The sequence below is a fragment of the Spongiactinospora sp. 9N601 genome (genome assembly GCF_044326295.1).
Classification (GTDB): domain Bacteria; phylum Actinomycetota; class Actinomycetes; order Streptosporangiales; family Streptosporangiaceae; genus Spongiactinospora; species Spongiactinospora gelatinilytica.
The window spans coordinates 25,342-40,711 of sequence record NZ_JBIRBB010000034.1 but is presented as its reverse complement, the minus strand read 5'-3'; the positions used below and the strand labels follow the sequence as shown (position 1 = coordinate 40,711).

General features: G+C 66.5%; 10 protein-coding genes and 3 pseudogenes. 3 read left to right on the top strand and 10 right to left on the bottom strand.

Features of this window, described 5'->3' with window-relative positions; all coding sequences use genetic code 11:
* Window positions 1-331 precede the first annotated feature (331 nt).
* From ACH34R_RS42830 to ACH34R_RS42820, 3 genes are all read right to left on the bottom strand, one after another.
* A complete protein-coding gene (locus ACH34R_RS42830) occupies window positions 332-4,009 on the bottom strand; it encodes a hypothetical protein (protein WP_397567356.1) in 3,678 nt (1,225 codons plus the stop codon).
* Between the two features lie 173 nt (window positions 4,010-4,182).
* On the bottom strand, window positions 4,183-4,329 hold the full coding sequence (locus ACH34R_RS42825) for a helix-turn-helix domain-containing protein (RefSeq protein ID WP_397567358.1): 147 nt from the start codon (window positions 4,327-4,329) through the stop codon (window positions 4,183-4,185).
* A 526-nt stretch (window positions 4,330-4,855) separates the two neighbouring features.
* Window positions 4,856-5,473, bottom strand: a complete 618-nt coding sequence (locus ACH34R_RS42820; protein ID WP_397567355.1) for a restriction endonuclease — start codon at window positions 5,471-5,473, stop codon at window positions 4,856-4,858.
* 419 nt (window positions 5,474-5,892) lie between these two features.
* Here ACH34R_RS42820 and ACH34R_RS42815 point away from each other — a divergent pair, with 419 nt between their 5' ends.
* A complete protein-coding gene (locus ACH34R_RS42815; protein WP_397567354.1) occupies window positions 5,893-6,111 on the top strand; it encodes a transposase family protein in 219 nt (72 codons plus the stop codon).
* On the opposite strand, the gene ACH34R_RS42810 is transcribed toward ACH34R_RS42815, so the two are convergent.
* Together ACH34R_RS42810 and ACH34R_RS42805 are read right to left on the bottom strand one after the other, a co-directional pair.
* Window positions 6,096-6,632, bottom strand: coding sequence for a transposase (locus tag ACH34R_RS42810; protein WP_397567357.1), 537 nt, complete (start codon window positions 6,630-6,632; stop codon window positions 6,096-6,098). The two genes, ACH34R_RS42815 and ACH34R_RS42810, sit on opposite strands and share 16 nt — an antisense overlap.
* A 102-nt stretch (window positions 6,633-6,734) precedes the next feature.
* On the bottom strand, window positions 6,735-7,175 hold the full coding sequence (locus ACH34R_RS42805) for a winged helix-turn-helix domain-containing protein (protein ID WP_397567353.1): 441 nt from the start codon (window positions 7,173-7,175) through the stop codon (window positions 6,735-6,737).
* 151 nt (window positions 7,176-7,326) lie between these two features.
* Between ACH34R_RS42805 and ACH34R_RS42800 the strand changes: the two are divergent.
* Window positions 7,327-7,693: pseudogene (locus tag ACH34R_RS42800) on the top strand (IS3 family transposase); the annotation flags it as partial.
* 1,473 nt (window positions 7,694-9,166) lie between these two features.
* On the opposite strand, the pseudogene ACH34R_RS42795 reads toward ACH34R_RS42800, so the two are convergent.
* Window positions 9,167-9,295 (bottom strand): annotated as a pseudogene (locus tag ACH34R_RS42795) (ABC transporter ATP-binding protein); the annotation flags it as partial.
* A 2-nt stretch (window positions 9,296-9,297) separates the two neighbouring features.
* Between ACH34R_RS42795 and ACH34R_RS42790 the strand changes: the two are divergent.
* A pseudogene (locus ACH34R_RS42790) lies at window positions 9,298-10,617 on the top strand (transposase); the annotation flags it as partial.
* A 204-nt stretch (window positions 10,618-10,821) separates the two neighbouring features.
* Here ACH34R_RS42790 and ACH34R_RS42785 read toward each other — a convergent pair.
* From ACH34R_RS42785 to ACH34R_RS42770, 4 genes are read right to left on the bottom strand one after another with little or no spacing between them, the layout of a single operon-like run.
* On the bottom strand, window positions 10,822-12,501 hold the full coding sequence (locus tag ACH34R_RS42785; protein WP_397567352.1) for a sialidase family protein: 1,680 nt from the start codon (window positions 12,499-12,501) through the stop codon (window positions 10,822-10,824).
* Window positions 12,502-12,548: 47 nt separating this feature from the next.
* Window positions 12,549-13,220, bottom strand: coding sequence for a lactate utilization protein C (locus ACH34R_RS42780; protein ID WP_397567351.1), 672 nt, complete (start codon window positions 13,218-13,220; stop codon window positions 12,549-12,551).
* Window positions 13,217-14,632, bottom strand: coding sequence for a lactate utilization protein B (locus tag ACH34R_RS42775; protein WP_397567350.1), 1,416 nt, complete (start codon window positions 14,630-14,632; stop codon window positions 13,217-13,219). Before ACH34R_RS42775 ends, ACH34R_RS42780 begins: the two co-directional genes overlap by 4 nt.
* On the bottom strand, window positions 14,629-15,351 hold the full coding sequence (locus tag ACH34R_RS42770; protein ID WP_397567349.1) for a (Fe-S)-binding protein: 723 nt from the start codon (window positions 15,349-15,351) through the stop codon (window positions 14,629-14,631). Before ACH34R_RS42770 ends, ACH34R_RS42775 begins: the two co-directional genes overlap by 4 nt.
* Between the last annotated feature and the right edge of the window lie 19 nt (window positions 15,352-15,370).

The window sequence follows — 15,370 nt, the reverse complement described above, 5'->3', positions numbered from 1 at the left end:
GGCCGCCCAACGTCGCGAACGCGCCCGTGTCCGCAGCGAGAAAGGCATCCGCTGGGGCGGACGGCCCCTCGAACCCGCAGCCTGAAACGTCACGCAACCCGGTGATCGTTTCCGGTCACAGCACTAGTCAGCGCTGGCAGTGGCCAGGCGAGTGCCGTCCGGACTGAACGTGCCACGTTGGGACACTCACACCGTCGTACGCCCGGCTCACAAGACTTCGATATACGCCCTAGCGGTGCCTGCCTGTAGGCGGTCATCAGCGTGCGGGCGGCCTGTTCGGCGTTGCTCAACTGCCACCACGCGCGTGAGCGGGTTACCAGCCATCGGGGGGTCAACGACGCATGTTGACCCGGAAGCCGCCAAGCACCGCGCGACTGAACGAGCTGACTCGGCCGCGGCGCTTTAGTTCATTGAGCAGTTCTTCGGTCCCGTCCAGTTCCTTCAGCTTCGGGCGGTGGGCGCCGACCCTGGTGAGCGGTTCGTACTCGTCGCCGAGCGCCACAAGAACCTGGTCCAACACCGGTAGCTCAATGTCAGAAAGGTGGGATTCCAGCAGACCCAGGATCTGCTCGGCGGGCGCTCCGGCTTCGCTGAGCTTGACCAGCAGATCCACCGAGACCGTGTTGCCCCTGCCCGCCCACTCGCAGATCGCGATGGCACCCTGCTGGGACAACCGGCCGTGTATGTACTCCACGTCCTCGACGATTGCCCGCTTGACGGTCGGTGCCACACGCCGACTCCGCATGAGCTTGGGCAGGTCGTCGCTCGATAGAGGAAGCTCACACACGTAGGACGCCAGGCTCTTGGACGCCGCGAAGTACTCCTCGCGGATCCAGAACGGACTACCGCTCAAAGGCGCATATGTCCTGGCGGAATCGGGTACCAATTCGGCGGCCAGCAGCGCCGGGAGCAGCTCGAGCCCGGCGCCGGTCAAGCGTTCGGGATCCAGTCCGCCGGAGAGCTCGAGCTGCTTCACCAACCGGACCCTCGTTGCCGGGTCCAGGTCCTCGGCATGTGTCAGCGCATACCCGAGGTCGTACCTGGACTCCTCCTTCATCACCTCGACCTCAGTGAGATCGATGCTGTTCAGGTTCTTCACCAGTTCCTCGCGGACACCGAATTTTGCCACGAACTGACTCACGTTCCAGGCGGTCGGCGCGAACCGGCTCGCCGACACCACTGCGGTCCATGCCGTTTCATCGAGTTCAGCCAGGTCGGCTACCTCGCACGTCTGCGACGCGCCCTCCGCAACCGGCAGCACCCACGATTCGGCGGCACCGGCAACATCATTCAGCACCGCAACGAACTTCTCCCTGGCGGCGACGGTCACTTCGCCCTTCTGACGGGCATCGAGGTAGCTGTCCAGGTTGTTGAGTACGTGCTCGTAGACGGTCCCGTTGGTCGCCTTCACCATGTCGAGTGCCAGCGGGGTGCTTTCACTGAGGGCCGCGAACAGGTTCGTCCTCGTGACCGGGTACTGGCTAGATGCGACCACCGCCTTACGCTGTGCGTCCCCCAGCACCGTGAGGTCGCTCACCTGGGTGCCAAGACGACGAATCAGGACTGCCAGGTCAGCCGCCTTTGATGTCCCCACGCTGCCGGTGAATGCCTGCATCTGGGCGTAGTGCTCCGAGAGGAACTCTTCCACCCTGTCTGAGGAGTCGTAGTCGACGTCTCGATCAACGCTTCGGACAGCGGCATCGACAAGTGCAGTGACCGCTGGCAGGTCGAACGAGGCTTTCTCGACCAGATGGACGAACACGCCCTTCCATCGAGGAGACAGCCGTTCTATGAAGAGTGCCCCGGACTCGCCATCCATGAGGTACACATCGATAAACGAGGAATCGACCTCAGCACGCGCGATAAGCCTATCGAAAGCTCTGTCGAGCCGCTCGGGGCACGTGGATAGATAATGGTCGAAGACTTCAATGTTGAAGGCACTCTCGCTGCCGAGGAAGCGAGCGCCCATTTCCTTCTCAACCGCATCGATGGAGGCAGCCTCGTCGAATCGGAAGCGGTAGTCTGCGCGGTCGGCCTGGACGCAATGGAGGATGAAATTCATGGCGCTGACGCTGATAGCGATGCCGTGATAGTCCGAACAGTACAAAGTGAAGTTCTCATCAATGTAGCCCTTTGCAAGGAGGTCGCGGGCCAATGGCGACACGAGGTCGGCAACGATGGCATCCAGGTTGCGCTCTACGCCGCCGTCGGCGGGCATGACTAGGTCCGTCCTGGCCATGAGCTGCGCCATCGTGGCCTTCGCGACGAAGTCCTTGGTCTCCCGCGCAGATCGGGAGACGCGCTGGAGACGTGCGACATCGGCATCCACCAGCGCAGCGGGTCCATTTCCGACCAGCGCCATCACCTCATCAAACGGCAAGGTGAGACCACCGTGTCTCGCGTTAGGGTGGACAAGGTTCACCTCTTTGCGGGTCTTGTGCAGCGACCTCCAAAAGTCACCGGACGTAAGGGCCTCGAGCGGGTAACGCTCCGACTGATACCAAAGGGCCAGCTCGCCACCACTCCGCAACGCCCGGTGGACGATCTTCAGCACCTTCTGGAGCAGTTCGCCGGCGGCCTTCGCGTGCTTGTCCCACAAGGCGTTCGACTCAATCCGGTCTAGCGCTTCCATGCTTACCGTCGCCTGGTGGCCCGTCTGATACGTGACCATGTCGCGGAAAGCCCGGTAGGACTCGTCGATCTTGCTCGTACCAAGCCGTATGGCCTCGAAGTCCTCCAGATGCAAGTTCTTGTAAACCATCATCGCGAACAGTCGGTCCGCTGTCAGGCCTTTGAGCCCGTTCTCCCCCAGGACCGCAGCACGATAGATCTCGAACTCATTGCGGATGTTGCGAATCAGGCGCATGTCGGTCAAACGCCCGCCAACCAGATTCACCAGTGCAATCGAAGGCCGCTCATCCGATTCGGCGAACTCCGCCATCAACAGATCCCGCGCCGACCGGTGCGTGATGAACGGAACCATCGGGACAACTAGGTCAAAGAACTTTGTCCTGTTCGCCGACGGAGCGGACTCCAGAACGGATGCACGAAGCGCTAGCGCATCGGCATCTACATCTGCATCCCCATCCGGGGCGGCCTCGACTGTGAGCCGCTCGAAGATGCTGTCACGGACCGCATACACGAACCGAACCGGCCGTGACTTAATCTGCTCGGAGTTGTTCAGGACAGTGTTCAGTTCGCGTAGCGTCTCGAAGATGTGAGGGTCCCCGAACCGGTCCAGGTCCTCAAAAATCGCGACCTGAGTCCGCGTCTTCTGGAAGAAGTAGACGATCTCGTCTAGATATTCATCAAAATACGAGTTCTCCTTCGCGCTCAGCGTGACGGCCGCTCCGCCCGCCGAGACGCTCTCCACCCGCACCCGGCTTTGAAGAGCGCGCAAACCCAGGAACCAGATCATGCCCACGAACACGCCGAGCCCAACGACGATGACCCACGGCACCCAGTCATGACTGGTCACAACGGCCTGGGGCCCCATCTTCTCCACGCGATCCACCAGCCCGAGCAGGACCGCGACCACAAAGAACCCCACAGCGACCAGGGCAGCCCAGATCGCAGCCGACCAGGGCCTGAAGGAGTCGATACGGAAGTACCTCGACCCCGGCATGTCCGCAGGCGGCTTCCGGTACAGCAGTTGCTTGACGATCTCCTTTTGAATGAGGTTCGTCAGTGGCGCGAGCGCCTCGTCACTCTGGATACGCGCCCGCTTCGTGTCGTCGATGCCCAGGCTCGACAGCGAAAGATTGACCCAGTTGACCTTCCGCTTGTCCAGACCCGCCTGGACACCACAAATGACACTGCTCTTTCCGCTGCCATAGTGCCCCGCGAGCGCGATGTTCCTCGCGGGGCTCGCGGACCTGCCGGTCAGAACATTGAGGAGGACCGCTGTGTGCCGCCCATGCAGGTTCTCTTCGTACGTGGGTCCGAGACTCCGCAGGACAGGCACGTCAGGCTGTGGTGCGGACTTTCGGGTCAGGCGCACACGTGACATGGGCGGAATCTTATGCCCGGGTTCCGGAGTTGGTGGTCACACGTGATGCCGAATCCGGGGCATCAGCTGGGAGTACGTCGGCAGGGTCGGGCGGGGCATGTGTCCATGCCCTCCCCACCGGTTTCGATCTTGCTCAGCTGGAGTCGAAGGCCGTCACCCGGATGAGCCCTCCTTCAACGAGAATCGGCTTTGAGGGCCGCTGCCGCAATCCGTGAACGCCACTTGCGGACCGTCGCCACGTTCACACCCAGGTCGGCCGCCACCCGAGTACTTGACGCACCACCCGCACAGGACAGGACGATCTGGGCACGCTCAGCCACCCGGGCGCCCACCCCGCCCGCCGCCTGACGCGATAACTCGATGCGCTCCTCCTCAGAGAGCACGACCTCGACAGCTCGTGGACCTCGAAACGGTCACCGCCCGCATCCGCAGCCAGAAGGGCATCCGCTGGGGCGACCGTCCCCTCGCGCCGGCAGGTTGAGACGCACACCCAACCCGGTGATCGTTTCTGGTCACAGCAGCTATTACGCGATAGCGCGGTCACCTGCCAGGAAGTCCGCGATCCCGGGCCACAAGACCGGGTCGGGCGGGTTGCGGCTGATCGGCCAGGACTCGATGCTCGCGGAACTCCCGCAACGGCAAGATCGGCAAGACGGTGTAGACCTGGGTAGGCCCCGTGCGGCCGGCCATGCTGCAGACCGGGCCGGCACCTTCGAGCCGGTGCTGGTGCCCAAACGGGCCGGGCGGATCCCCGGCGGCCTGGGCGACATGGCGATCAGCTTGTACGCCCCAGCATCAGCGTCTACGACATCGGCCACCACTTGCGCCAGATCTATGAGGTCGAGCTCAGCCACGAGCCGAAGCCAGCACGTTTGCCCCGGAGCTTCCGAAGAGGCGAAGCTGTCGCGCCACGGCGTCAAACTGACGAGAAAGCTTGAAGGCCTCCTGATCATCGAGGATGTCGTTGTCAAGGGCCAGATACAGGTCGACATAGCGCCGCTCCAGATCTACCAGAGTTGTAAGCGTTGCGTCTTCCGGGAACGAGAATTGTCGCAGCAACAGCCTCGGGCAACAGGAACTTTCGGCGCGCCTACGGGCTGGGTCCGTAAAACCTGACGACGATGCCAGAAACCCGAGATCCGCTCCGACGTCCTCGAGCTTGGCTAGATAGCCTTCTACCACGTCGATGCCAACAACGTTCGACAGATGTTTACATTCCCCAGCGATGACGACCTTGCATCCGGCGATGGTCCCGGTCACTCTGATATCGACCTGACGCGGCCGCCTGCTCAGTCTTCCGATAACACTGACATGGTGCTCAACAATAGCGTGCGCGTCCATATGCGCGAGAAGGCTTGCGACACTCTGCTCATAGATGAACCAGCCAGGTAAGGCTCGTGCTCCGCTCGACATGATCAACATGATACCGCCCCACTCACAGCGGATGTGGCGATAACTGAGCACCTCCAGCCCCTTTCTACTCAATGCTGTTGCTAGGGAACTGGTTACCGGCTGCTATTTCACAGCGCATGGACGCATGCGAGATCGACCGCCTCGATATGGGATGGTTATGCTCGGTAGCCCTCAAGTTCTTTGCGCAAAATACGCGCAACCTGGCCGGTGGCTCAATTCGTCAGGACTCCGCAGAGGTATTTCAACGTGTCAGCCGCTTTATACACCCTTTCCGGCGCGCTATGAAGCAATGAAGCTTTCCATCCCTCCTTGGTGCCACGATCACGGTGTGATCGCGGTTCGCAGGACGGTCGATGACGCAAGAGAACCCTGGTAGACGGCTGATCGACCAAGAACAATCCAACTGAACCAGGGGCCCAGGTGTTGTTCTACCGTGCCGTCGCCGATGTGTCCTCCCAGGCCTCAACTACGTGACCGGCATCGCCCGACGGCACCGCAAGGCGATCCGCTCGCCCTATCGACGGCTCAACCCCAGCAGACAAGCCATGCTGGTCCTGGTCTACCTGTGCAAAGGCGAAACCTTCCACATGGCCGGGACCGGGTTCGGCGTGTCAACAACAACCGTCTGGCACCATGTCGAGGAGACTGTGACGCTGCTACAGAGATTGAAAGGTCAGGGTTCATGGTGAGCCCCGGTGACGGTCAGGCCGGTGTGTGCGATGAAGGCGTCCAGCAGGCTGGATCGGTACTGCATCCGCCTGAGCCGGGTGCGGATCAACGCGGCGAGTTGGTCGAGGGTAGCGGGAGCGAGGTTGCCCAGACTGCGTTTGAGGTGGGACCACACGTTCTCGGCCGGGTTGAGTTCGGGCGCGTAAGAGGGCAGGTAGAACACGGCCGGCCAGGAGCGGGACTCGATCAGCCGGCGCATCGACGCGTCCCGATGGGCGGTCAGGTTGTCCCAGACGAGCACGATCGGCCCGCCCAGCCGCTGGTGGGCGGCATCCAGCAGGCGGGCGTGGTCGGCCTCGCGAAAGCCCTTCTCCCCGCGGCGGCCCCGATACAGCAGCATGCGGTAGATCAGGCGGGTGCGGTGCCCGGCTCTGAGGCATAACAGGCCGGCTATCGAAACGCGTCCGGAGCCCTTGCCGGTGACGGTGATGACCGGGGTGCATCCCCGGCGGGACCAGGTACGGGCCTTGGGCGGCCTCAGTGATTGGCCTGCCTCGTCTTCGAAGCAGATCCACGCGTCCTGGTCCCAGGCGGTCTTTCCACGCTCGGCCAGGTCTGTTTGATCCAGGTGGCGATGGCCTCCTCATCGCGCTCGGCTGCCCGGCGCCGGGGGTACCTGCGGGCTCCAGCCGAGCCGGTGCAGCAGGTAAGACACGCCGCGCAGGGTGTAGGAGATCCGGAACAACCGGTCGATCAGCGCCGCCACCCGCGCCAGCGTCCAGCGCTGATCCTCAGCCCACCCGCAGGCGGCCGGACCGGCGTCCAAGGCATCCTCCAGACGTCCCAGCTGCTGCTCGTTCAACCGGCACGACGACCCGCTCGCTCCCTTCGAGCGCAGCGCTTGCACTCCGCCGGCCTGCCAGGCGCGATGCCAGGCGTAGGCGGACTTGCGCGACACTCTCAGCCGCTTGGCGACGTGCGAGGGCGCAACGCCCGCGGCGAATAACTCCCCGGCGTGCATGCGCACCTGCTCGCGCTTGGCTCTGGCGGCCGGGGTCAGGCCACCACCATCTGGATACCGCATACCTCCGGCATACTCACCGACCGGCAGAAAAGCATGCAACTACGCCGATACACCTCAACTCTTCAACCTCTGTATCCGCGCGTTCACCCAAACTCAGCCGTGAATCACCCCGGGTTCGGTGGAGACTTGATCTCTTGAGAGGATCGAGTTCATGCCAGGTAAGTCTCCCTACCCCGCCGAGCTGCGCCGCCGGGCGGTACGGATGGTCGCCGAGGTGCGACCGGATTACCCGACCGAGTGGGCCACGATCAACGCGGTGGCGGCCAAGCTCGGCATCGGCACTGCGGAGACACTGCGCACCTGGGTCCGCCCGCCCCAGATCGATGAGGGCAGCCGGCCCGGCCGCGCCGGCGACGAGTCGGCCAAATTGAAGCGGCTGCGCCGGGGGAACGCCGAACTCCGGCGCGCCAACGAGATCTTGAACGCCTGTCGGCCTTCTTCGCGGCCGAGCTCGACCGGCCACACCCGTGACCTTGATTGACCAGCACTCCGGCGTGTTCGGTGTCGAGCCGATCTGCCGCCCGCACACGTTGCCTAGGGACGAATGTCGCGCTATACGTCAATCAAATGTCGCCATTCCAGGAGGAATGGCGACAATGCTGACACTCAGCAATGGGGCCGCTGGCCGCTACTCACATTGTGGGCGGTAGCGAATTATCATCAAGGAACGCATGACCATGCCGAAATCTGGCACGCACGGCGCCGATCAACGGACCAGCCGCGCTCAGATCCAGCGTTCGGGGAGGCCTTCGTGACTGACCAATTCCGATTTGACCGCTGGTCTCCGACCAGAGGGTTTCTGGCAAGGCAAGCTCACACATGCATCCGGGAGGACGATCAGACGATGTGGATGTAGTGAATGGTACTGGGGGGTACAAGCGGGCCATGTGCGTCCGGTGGGGCTCAGTCCTCGGACACGCACTCTGGTACATGCTGGGCCTCGCCTCGACAGTGACAACCCTCTCCGAGGGCTCGTACACGAGGTGCAGGCCCATCTTGCTGTACAGCTCGTTGCGGTCGTGAGGGTCAGCCTGCTTGAGGATCTTGTACCATGCCGGTCATCGCCGGGATCAACTCCTTGATCTGTCGCTCGCTGAGCTAGTCCTGCCTCTCGATCTTCTGGATCTGCGCCTCCGCGCGGAGCCTTCTTTCCACGCCGCCCAAGGTAGACCGCAAAGGTTAATTTGCAAATAGAGTTTTGCGGTATTTGCAGCCGAGGGGTGGCTCATAGGCTCGCGGGCCAAGGTCGGGCCGGCTTGGCGGCCATGCCCGCCGGTTGGCGGCACCACCTGGCGGACCTTGCCGGTTTGGACGTTGACCACATAGCCATGGCCTCCTCCGCTTTTCGGGCTCGAAGTGCTCAAAGGGGGCCACCGTACGGCAGGTCACGGCGTCCCCGCATCCACTCCCGACACAGCCGCGTGGCTTTCCTCCGGTCCCTCGCCGAGGCTACGCGCCCCACCTGCGCGTCCACCGGGATAATGTAGCCAACAGAGCTGATCAGCAGGCGGCCGACCTAGGCGAAGGTGAGATCGTGGCGCCGCGCGCCCAGCGCCTCGCCGCAGGCGGCCTGAACCGCGGCGGCGCGGTCCTAATGTTCCGTTCCTTGAGGAAGGGCGAGACGGCCTCACCTCGAGTCCGGTCTGGTGCTCCGATTTTCCCTCGGCCGGCCCGCCCCCCTTGCGTATCAGTGATCATTGACATGCGGAGGGTGACAGATCGGGTTGGTTCCCTCATCACGGATCCTCACCGGCCTGCTCGTTCTGCCACTGCATGGCGCGCTCGATCTGCTGCGGGCTCAGCCCGGCGAGGCCGGCCAATGCTCAAACGACAGAACTTCGGGGTGTGGGCCCAGCGCGCGACCGACCTTGCCCACCCATAGCTCTTCTTCCACGAACGGCCGCTGCGGGCACCCCTCACACAGTGCGGTCAGGTGGTCGCGGCTGCGGACGGTCAAGGAGCCGTTTCCCATCGAAGAGCGCGCCACAGGGCGCCTTGCGGCGCGGGTCGAGGCCGCCGCGCAGTCGTCCGAGCAAGTCGATGGCCTCTCCGCCGGTGAGGTTGGGCCACAGCTCCACATCGCCGGGCACGTACGCCAGCCGCCGCTGCAGCGCGGCGGCGCGGGCGGATCGTGCTGGCGGTCGATGTCAGTCCGTGGTTGCGTTCGGATGCTCCGACCAGCGCCGAGCGGCTGTTCTGCCATGTGTACGGGCGAGCCAGGAGTGCCTCGCAGTTCATCCCCGGCTGGCCGTACTCGTTCGTCGCGGCGCTGGAAAGCGGCCGTACCTCCTGGACGGCGGTGCTGGACGCGATCCGCCTGGGACCTGAGGATGACGCGACCGCGATCACCGCCGCTCAACTACGTGAGGTGGTCCAGCGGCTGATGGACGCCGGCCAGTGGAACCATGGGGATGCGGACATCCTGATCGTGGCCGATGCCGGTTACGACGTGACCCGGCTGGCGTTCCTGCTCGCCGGCCTGCCCGTGGAACTGCTGGGCCGGATCCGCTCGGACCGGGTTTTGCAGTTACCGGCACCACCACGCCGGCCCGGGGCCAACGGGCGCCCGCCCAGGCACGGCGGCCCGTTCGCGCTCGGCGACCCGGCCACCTGGGCCACACCCCATGTCACCACGGCCACCGCCACCACTCGTTACGGCACCGCCGCCGTCACCTGCTGGGATCGGTTGCATCCGCGGCTCGCCCATCGCGCGGCCTGGCTCGATCACGTGGGCGAGCTGCCGGTTTTGGAAGGATCATTGATCCGGTTGCAGGTCGAGCGTCTGCCCGGCAACGCCGACCCGAAGCCGGTGTGGTTGTGGTCCTCACGCACCGGCCTGACCGCCGACCAGGTCGATCGGCCTTGGCGGGCATTCCTGCGCAGTTTCGATCTTGAGCATACCTTCCGGTTCTTCAAGCAGGTCCTGGGCTGGACCGTGCCCAAGACCCGCACGCCGCAAGCCGCCGACCGGTGGACCGGGCTGATCATCATCGCGCATACGCAACTACGCCTGGCTCGCGGTCTGGCCGAAGATCTGCGCCGCCCGTGGGAACGACCCGTCCCGCCCGATCGCCTCACACCCGCCCGGGTCCGGCGAGGCTTTCGGAACATCCGTGTGCGGACCACGTCCCGCCAGTGCACCGAAACCCGGCAAGCCAGGCCCCGGACGCCCACCCGGGTCCACGAACCGCCGGCCCACACCCCGCTACGACGTCGGCAAGACCATCAAACGCGAGACCACGCTCGCCGCCCGGCTCGGTCAGACAGGTTAAAAATCAAGCTCAGCTACCGTGACACGACGGGTGATGGAAGACTGTGCGGACAACGGAGTCTCCTCACGAAGAGCGATCTTGGTCGAAAGCCCTTCTACCGGAGCTCCGCTCCTTCGTTTACGCCCCGTTCACTCCGTGAGACGCCCTTGCGCCGCAACGCCAGGCCCTAACTACCCGGCCTTGGGCGAAGGCCCGTCGATCGCTGGGTCGGCGGTCAACTGCCGGGTGGCTCGCCGGCCGCGAAAATTGGCTCACGCGCCGGTGGCCGAAGCGAGCTGGTCATTTCCGGCATCGTTCCACGGCCAGGCGCCGCACGCGTCTCCAGGATCCGGCAACGATGAGAATCGTTGCCGGATCCGTAGCCGGCTGCGGGGTCAGGGAGCCCGGTCGAAGGTGGTGGGCCAGGTCCGTACGGCCACCTCGGTGAGGAGGGCGTCGCCGTTGCCCCGGCTGTCGGTGATCGAGACGCGCAGGTGGCGGGCCGGGAGGCCGCCCGCAGGCGTCCAGTCGTAGTCGTCGGTGCGGCGCATCGTGTACGTCCGTACGGTCCGCCAGTCGGTGGTGACCGCCGTCTCGACCGTCGCCGACTCGGCGTATCCGGGTTTGAGCACCACGCCCACCTCGCCGATCCGGTAGTCGTCATCGAGCGTCAGGGTCCAGCGTTGCACGGGCGGGGCCGGGCCGTCCGCGGCGGCCGAGTGCCAGTAGTCGATGCTCCTGTCGATCGGCCCGTACGGCTGGAGCGAGGGGCGGCTCGCCGCGGTGACCGTCAGGTCGGTCTGGATGGTCGCCTGTCCCGCCTGGTACATCCCCCACAGGTCGAGCCGCTTCTCGGTGGGACGCGTGTAGGTGCCGCCGATGATGCCTTCGAGCCGGTCGTAGTAGACGGTGAAGATCGTGCCGTCGTCGAGTTCGACGCTTCCGGGGTAGGACATGTCGGAGGAGGGGAAGTAGACCCAACCCGGCTGCGGCGTCCGCGGCGTCTTGTAGATCATCTTCCCGGTGGTCGCGCCCCAGCCGGCGACCTGGTCGTAGAACCTGCCGACCACCGGCCGCGACGACGCGAACGCCCCCGACACATCGCCGTAGGTGAGGAACAGGGCGCCGCTGCGCAGCTTGAGGAAGTGCGGGGCGTGGCCCTTGAGCCCGGGCACGTCCACCGGCGCGGTCCAGGTCGCACCATAGTCGAAGGACTCGCTCTGCCGCATCGTCCCGCTCGGGTTGCCCGCGGTGCGGGCGAGCAGCAGGACATGCCCGCCGCCCAGGTCCGCGAGCGCGGGCTCGGAGTAGCCGATCGTGCCCGACGTGCCGTCCCACATCACCACGCGTTCGTCGGACCGGTTCCAGGTCACGCCGCCGTCGTCGCTGCGCAGCACATGGACTCCCCACGTTCCGAGCGATCCGTCGGTCGCGCGGATCGTGTAGACCGGCAGGAGCAGGGTGCCGTCGTCCAGTTCGACCAGTTCCCCGTCGGACGCCATCTGGCTGGTGGGGAAGTCCCAGACGGAGGAGTCCAGGGTGGTGGGGGCCGACCACGTCGCGCCGTTGTCGGAGGAACTGCGCAGGTAGACCTGGCGGCGGTGCTTGTTCGGTCGGGCGGGCGCGTAGTCGTAGTACGTCATGAGGAGCCTGCCGTCGCGCAGCACGGTGAGGCTCGGCTCCTTCTCATCGGGGATCGCGGGGTCGTCCACGATGATCTGCCGGGCCGACCAGGTGCGGCCGCCGTCGGTGCTCCGGCGCGCGGCGATCTTGCTTGTGTTGGAGTGGCTGGGGCCATAGGAGTAGGCGACGTACAGGTCGCCGTTGGCAAGCCGGGCGATCGACGGGAACCACCCGCACGGCACGGTCTCGTTGGCCTTCCGGTTCGTCGCCGCATCCGTTCCCAGCATGGGGTCCCATGGCTGACATCCGCCGGGCTCGGGGGCCTCGATCCGTACGTCGGGCGTGCCCGGATCCCCGATCGACGGGCCGTCGGCCCGTGCCGGTACGGCGGCCCCGGAGACGACGGCCGCACCCAGGGCGACCGTGAGCAACCAGCGTGAGAATTTCCGCATGTCTACCTCCTGCTTGCCCGAGATCGAATGCGAAATGCCGTTCCATGTCAACGCCCGGCGGGGGCGGCCGGGCCGCCGACGATGATGACGTCGAGGGAGCGCGGGCCGTGTACGCCCTCGACCCGGCTCAGTTCGATGTCGCTGGTCGCGGAGGGGCCGCTGATCCAGGTCAGAGGGCGGGCGGGGTCGAGCCTGGCGACGGCCTCGGGGACGGAACCGGCGATCCGTTCGGCGGTGACGACGCACAGGTGGTGGTCGGGGACCAGGGTGAGCGCGCGGTGACCTTGACCGGGGCCATGGTCGAGCACAATGGTGCCGGTCTCGGCGATGGCGACCACACAACCGGTGATCACGCCGTCCTGCCGGTCGAGCATGGCGGCGGGCGGTGGCGGATCACCCGGTACGAACGTCCAGGCGGGCCCCGGGCGCAGCCACTGTGCGGGGAGTCCGCCGGGGACGACGAGCCGGTACGTACCGCCCCCGTCCTGCGGCGGTACGGCGGCGGCGCGAGCGGTGAGGGCCTGCGCGACCGCGCCGGGCAGTTCGGCGTCGGGGACCACCTGGACGGTCGCGCCATGGTCGCGGACGCGCTGGGCGAACAGGGCCACGAGGTCCGCAGGTCCGGTCGAGGTGAGGTAGGCGCGGGGGATCTCCGGTGGCTCGGGCGCGTCCGCCAGCGCCTTTCGCACACGGGCGAGAATCCGGTCACGGGCGCTCACCGCCTGCCCCCTGACGTGCGTTTCCACCAGAGGCGGAAGGATTCGGGCGGGATGTCGGGCAGGTCGCGGGTGTCGGTCCAGGCCGCGCCGGGGCCGGGGAGGCGGCGGGGGACCAGGCGGCGGGCCAGGGACGCCATGCGCTGGACCCGGCGCAGCCGGGCGGCCCGGGTGAGCACCCAGCGTACGGCGGTCATGACCAGGCGTTCCAGGCGGCGTGGCCGGGCGAGTACGGCCTTGGCGCGCAGGTCCAGCAGGACCTCGGGGATGTCGATGGCGACCGGGCACACGTCGTAGCAGGCCCCGCAGAGCGTCGAGGCGAACGGGAGCGAGGCGTCCAGTTCCGTGGTCATGCCACGCAACTGGGGGGTCAGAATGGCGCCGATCGGGCCGGGGTAGACCGAGCCGTAGGCGTGGCCGCCGGTCCGCTCGTAGACGGGGCACACGTTCAGGCAGGCCGAGCAGCGGATGCAGCGCAGCGCCTGGCGGCCCACCTCGTCGGCGAGGACCGAGGTGCGCCCGTTGTCCAGCAGGACCAGGTGGAAGTCCTGGCCTTCCACCGCGCCGGACCAGGTGGAGGTGTACGGGTTCATCCGCTCGCCGGTGGAGCTGCGCGGCAGCAGTTGCAGGAACACCGCAAGGTCCCGCCAGGTCGGGACGACCTTCTCGATCCCCACCACGCCGATCAGGGTGCGGGGGAGAGTGAGGCACATGCGGCCGTTGCCCTCGGACTCCACCACCACGACCGTGCCGGTCTCGGCGACGAGGAAGTTCGCCCCGCAGATGCCGACCCGGGTGGACAGGAAGCGCTCCCGCAGGTGCAGGCGGGCGGCCTCGGCCAGCGCGGCCGGGTCGTCGGACAGGTCATCGGGCGCCGGCCGTCCCCAGGCGGCCATGCGGTCGGCGAAGATCTGGCGGATCTCACCGCGGTTGCGGTGGATCGCGGGGACCAGGATGTGCGAGGGGCGATCGTCCGCCAACTGCACGATCAGCTCCGCCAGGTCGGTCTCGTAGGCGGTGATCCCGGCCGCGGCCAGCGCCCGGTTGAGCCCGATCTCCTGGGTGGCCATCGACTTGACCTTGACCACCGAGGTCTCTCCGGTGGCCCGGACCAGGCCGGTGACGATCCGGTTGGCGTCCGCGGCGTCGGCGGCCCAGTGGACCGTACCGCCACGCGCGGTCACCGCCTGCTCCGCCTGGAGCAGGTAGTGGTCCAGGCGGTGCAGCGTATGGTCCTTGATCGCCTTTCCGGCGGCCCGCAGTTCGGCCCAGTCGGCGCGCTCGGCGACCACCTCGGCACGCCTGGCCCGGATGGTGTGGGTGGCGTGCCGCAGGTTCTCCCTGAGCCGCCGGTCGCCGAGGGCCCGTGCCGCCGCCGTGGGGAAGGCCGGCATGCCGACGAAGGTCCGGCTCATGGGGCGGGCTCCGGGCCGGTGGCGGCAAGGATCTCCGCCAGGTGCGCGACCCGGACGGGAGCGCCCAGGCGGCGCAGCGTCCCGCCGATGTGGGCGAGGCAGGAGTTGTCGGCGGCGCACAGCACCTCGGCGCCGCTCGCGGTCGCGCCCCGCGCCTTGTCGGCGCCCATCGCCGCCGAGACTCCGGAGTTCTTCACCGCGAAGGTGCCGCCGAACCCGCAGCACTCCTCGGCCCCGGGCAGTTCGGCCAGTTCCAGGCCGCGCACCGCCCGCAGCAGCCGCGTGGGACGGTCGCCGGTCCGGAGCCCGCGCAGCGAGTGGCAGGTCGGGTGATACGCGACCCGGTGCGGGAAGCACGCGCCGACGTCGGTCAGGCCCAGCACGTCCACCAGGAACTCCGACAGGTCGTAGGTCCTGGCCGCGGCCCCGGTCGTCCGGCGGTCACCGGTCAGGCGCGGGTACCGTTCCCTGACCATCGCCGCGCACGACCCGGAGGGCACGACCACCGCATCGTACCCGCCGAACACCGCCCCGAAGCGCCGCGCCAGCGGGACGGCGTCGCGTGGGTACCCGCTGTTCAGATGCAACTGCCCGCAGCACGTCTGCGCCTCGGGGAACTCCACCCGCACCCCGAGCCTGCGCAGGAGCGTGACCACCGCCCGCCCCGTCGCGGGGTAGAGCGTGTCATTGACACAGGTCACGAACAACCCGACTCGCACGCGCGCCTCCTCATCCGCG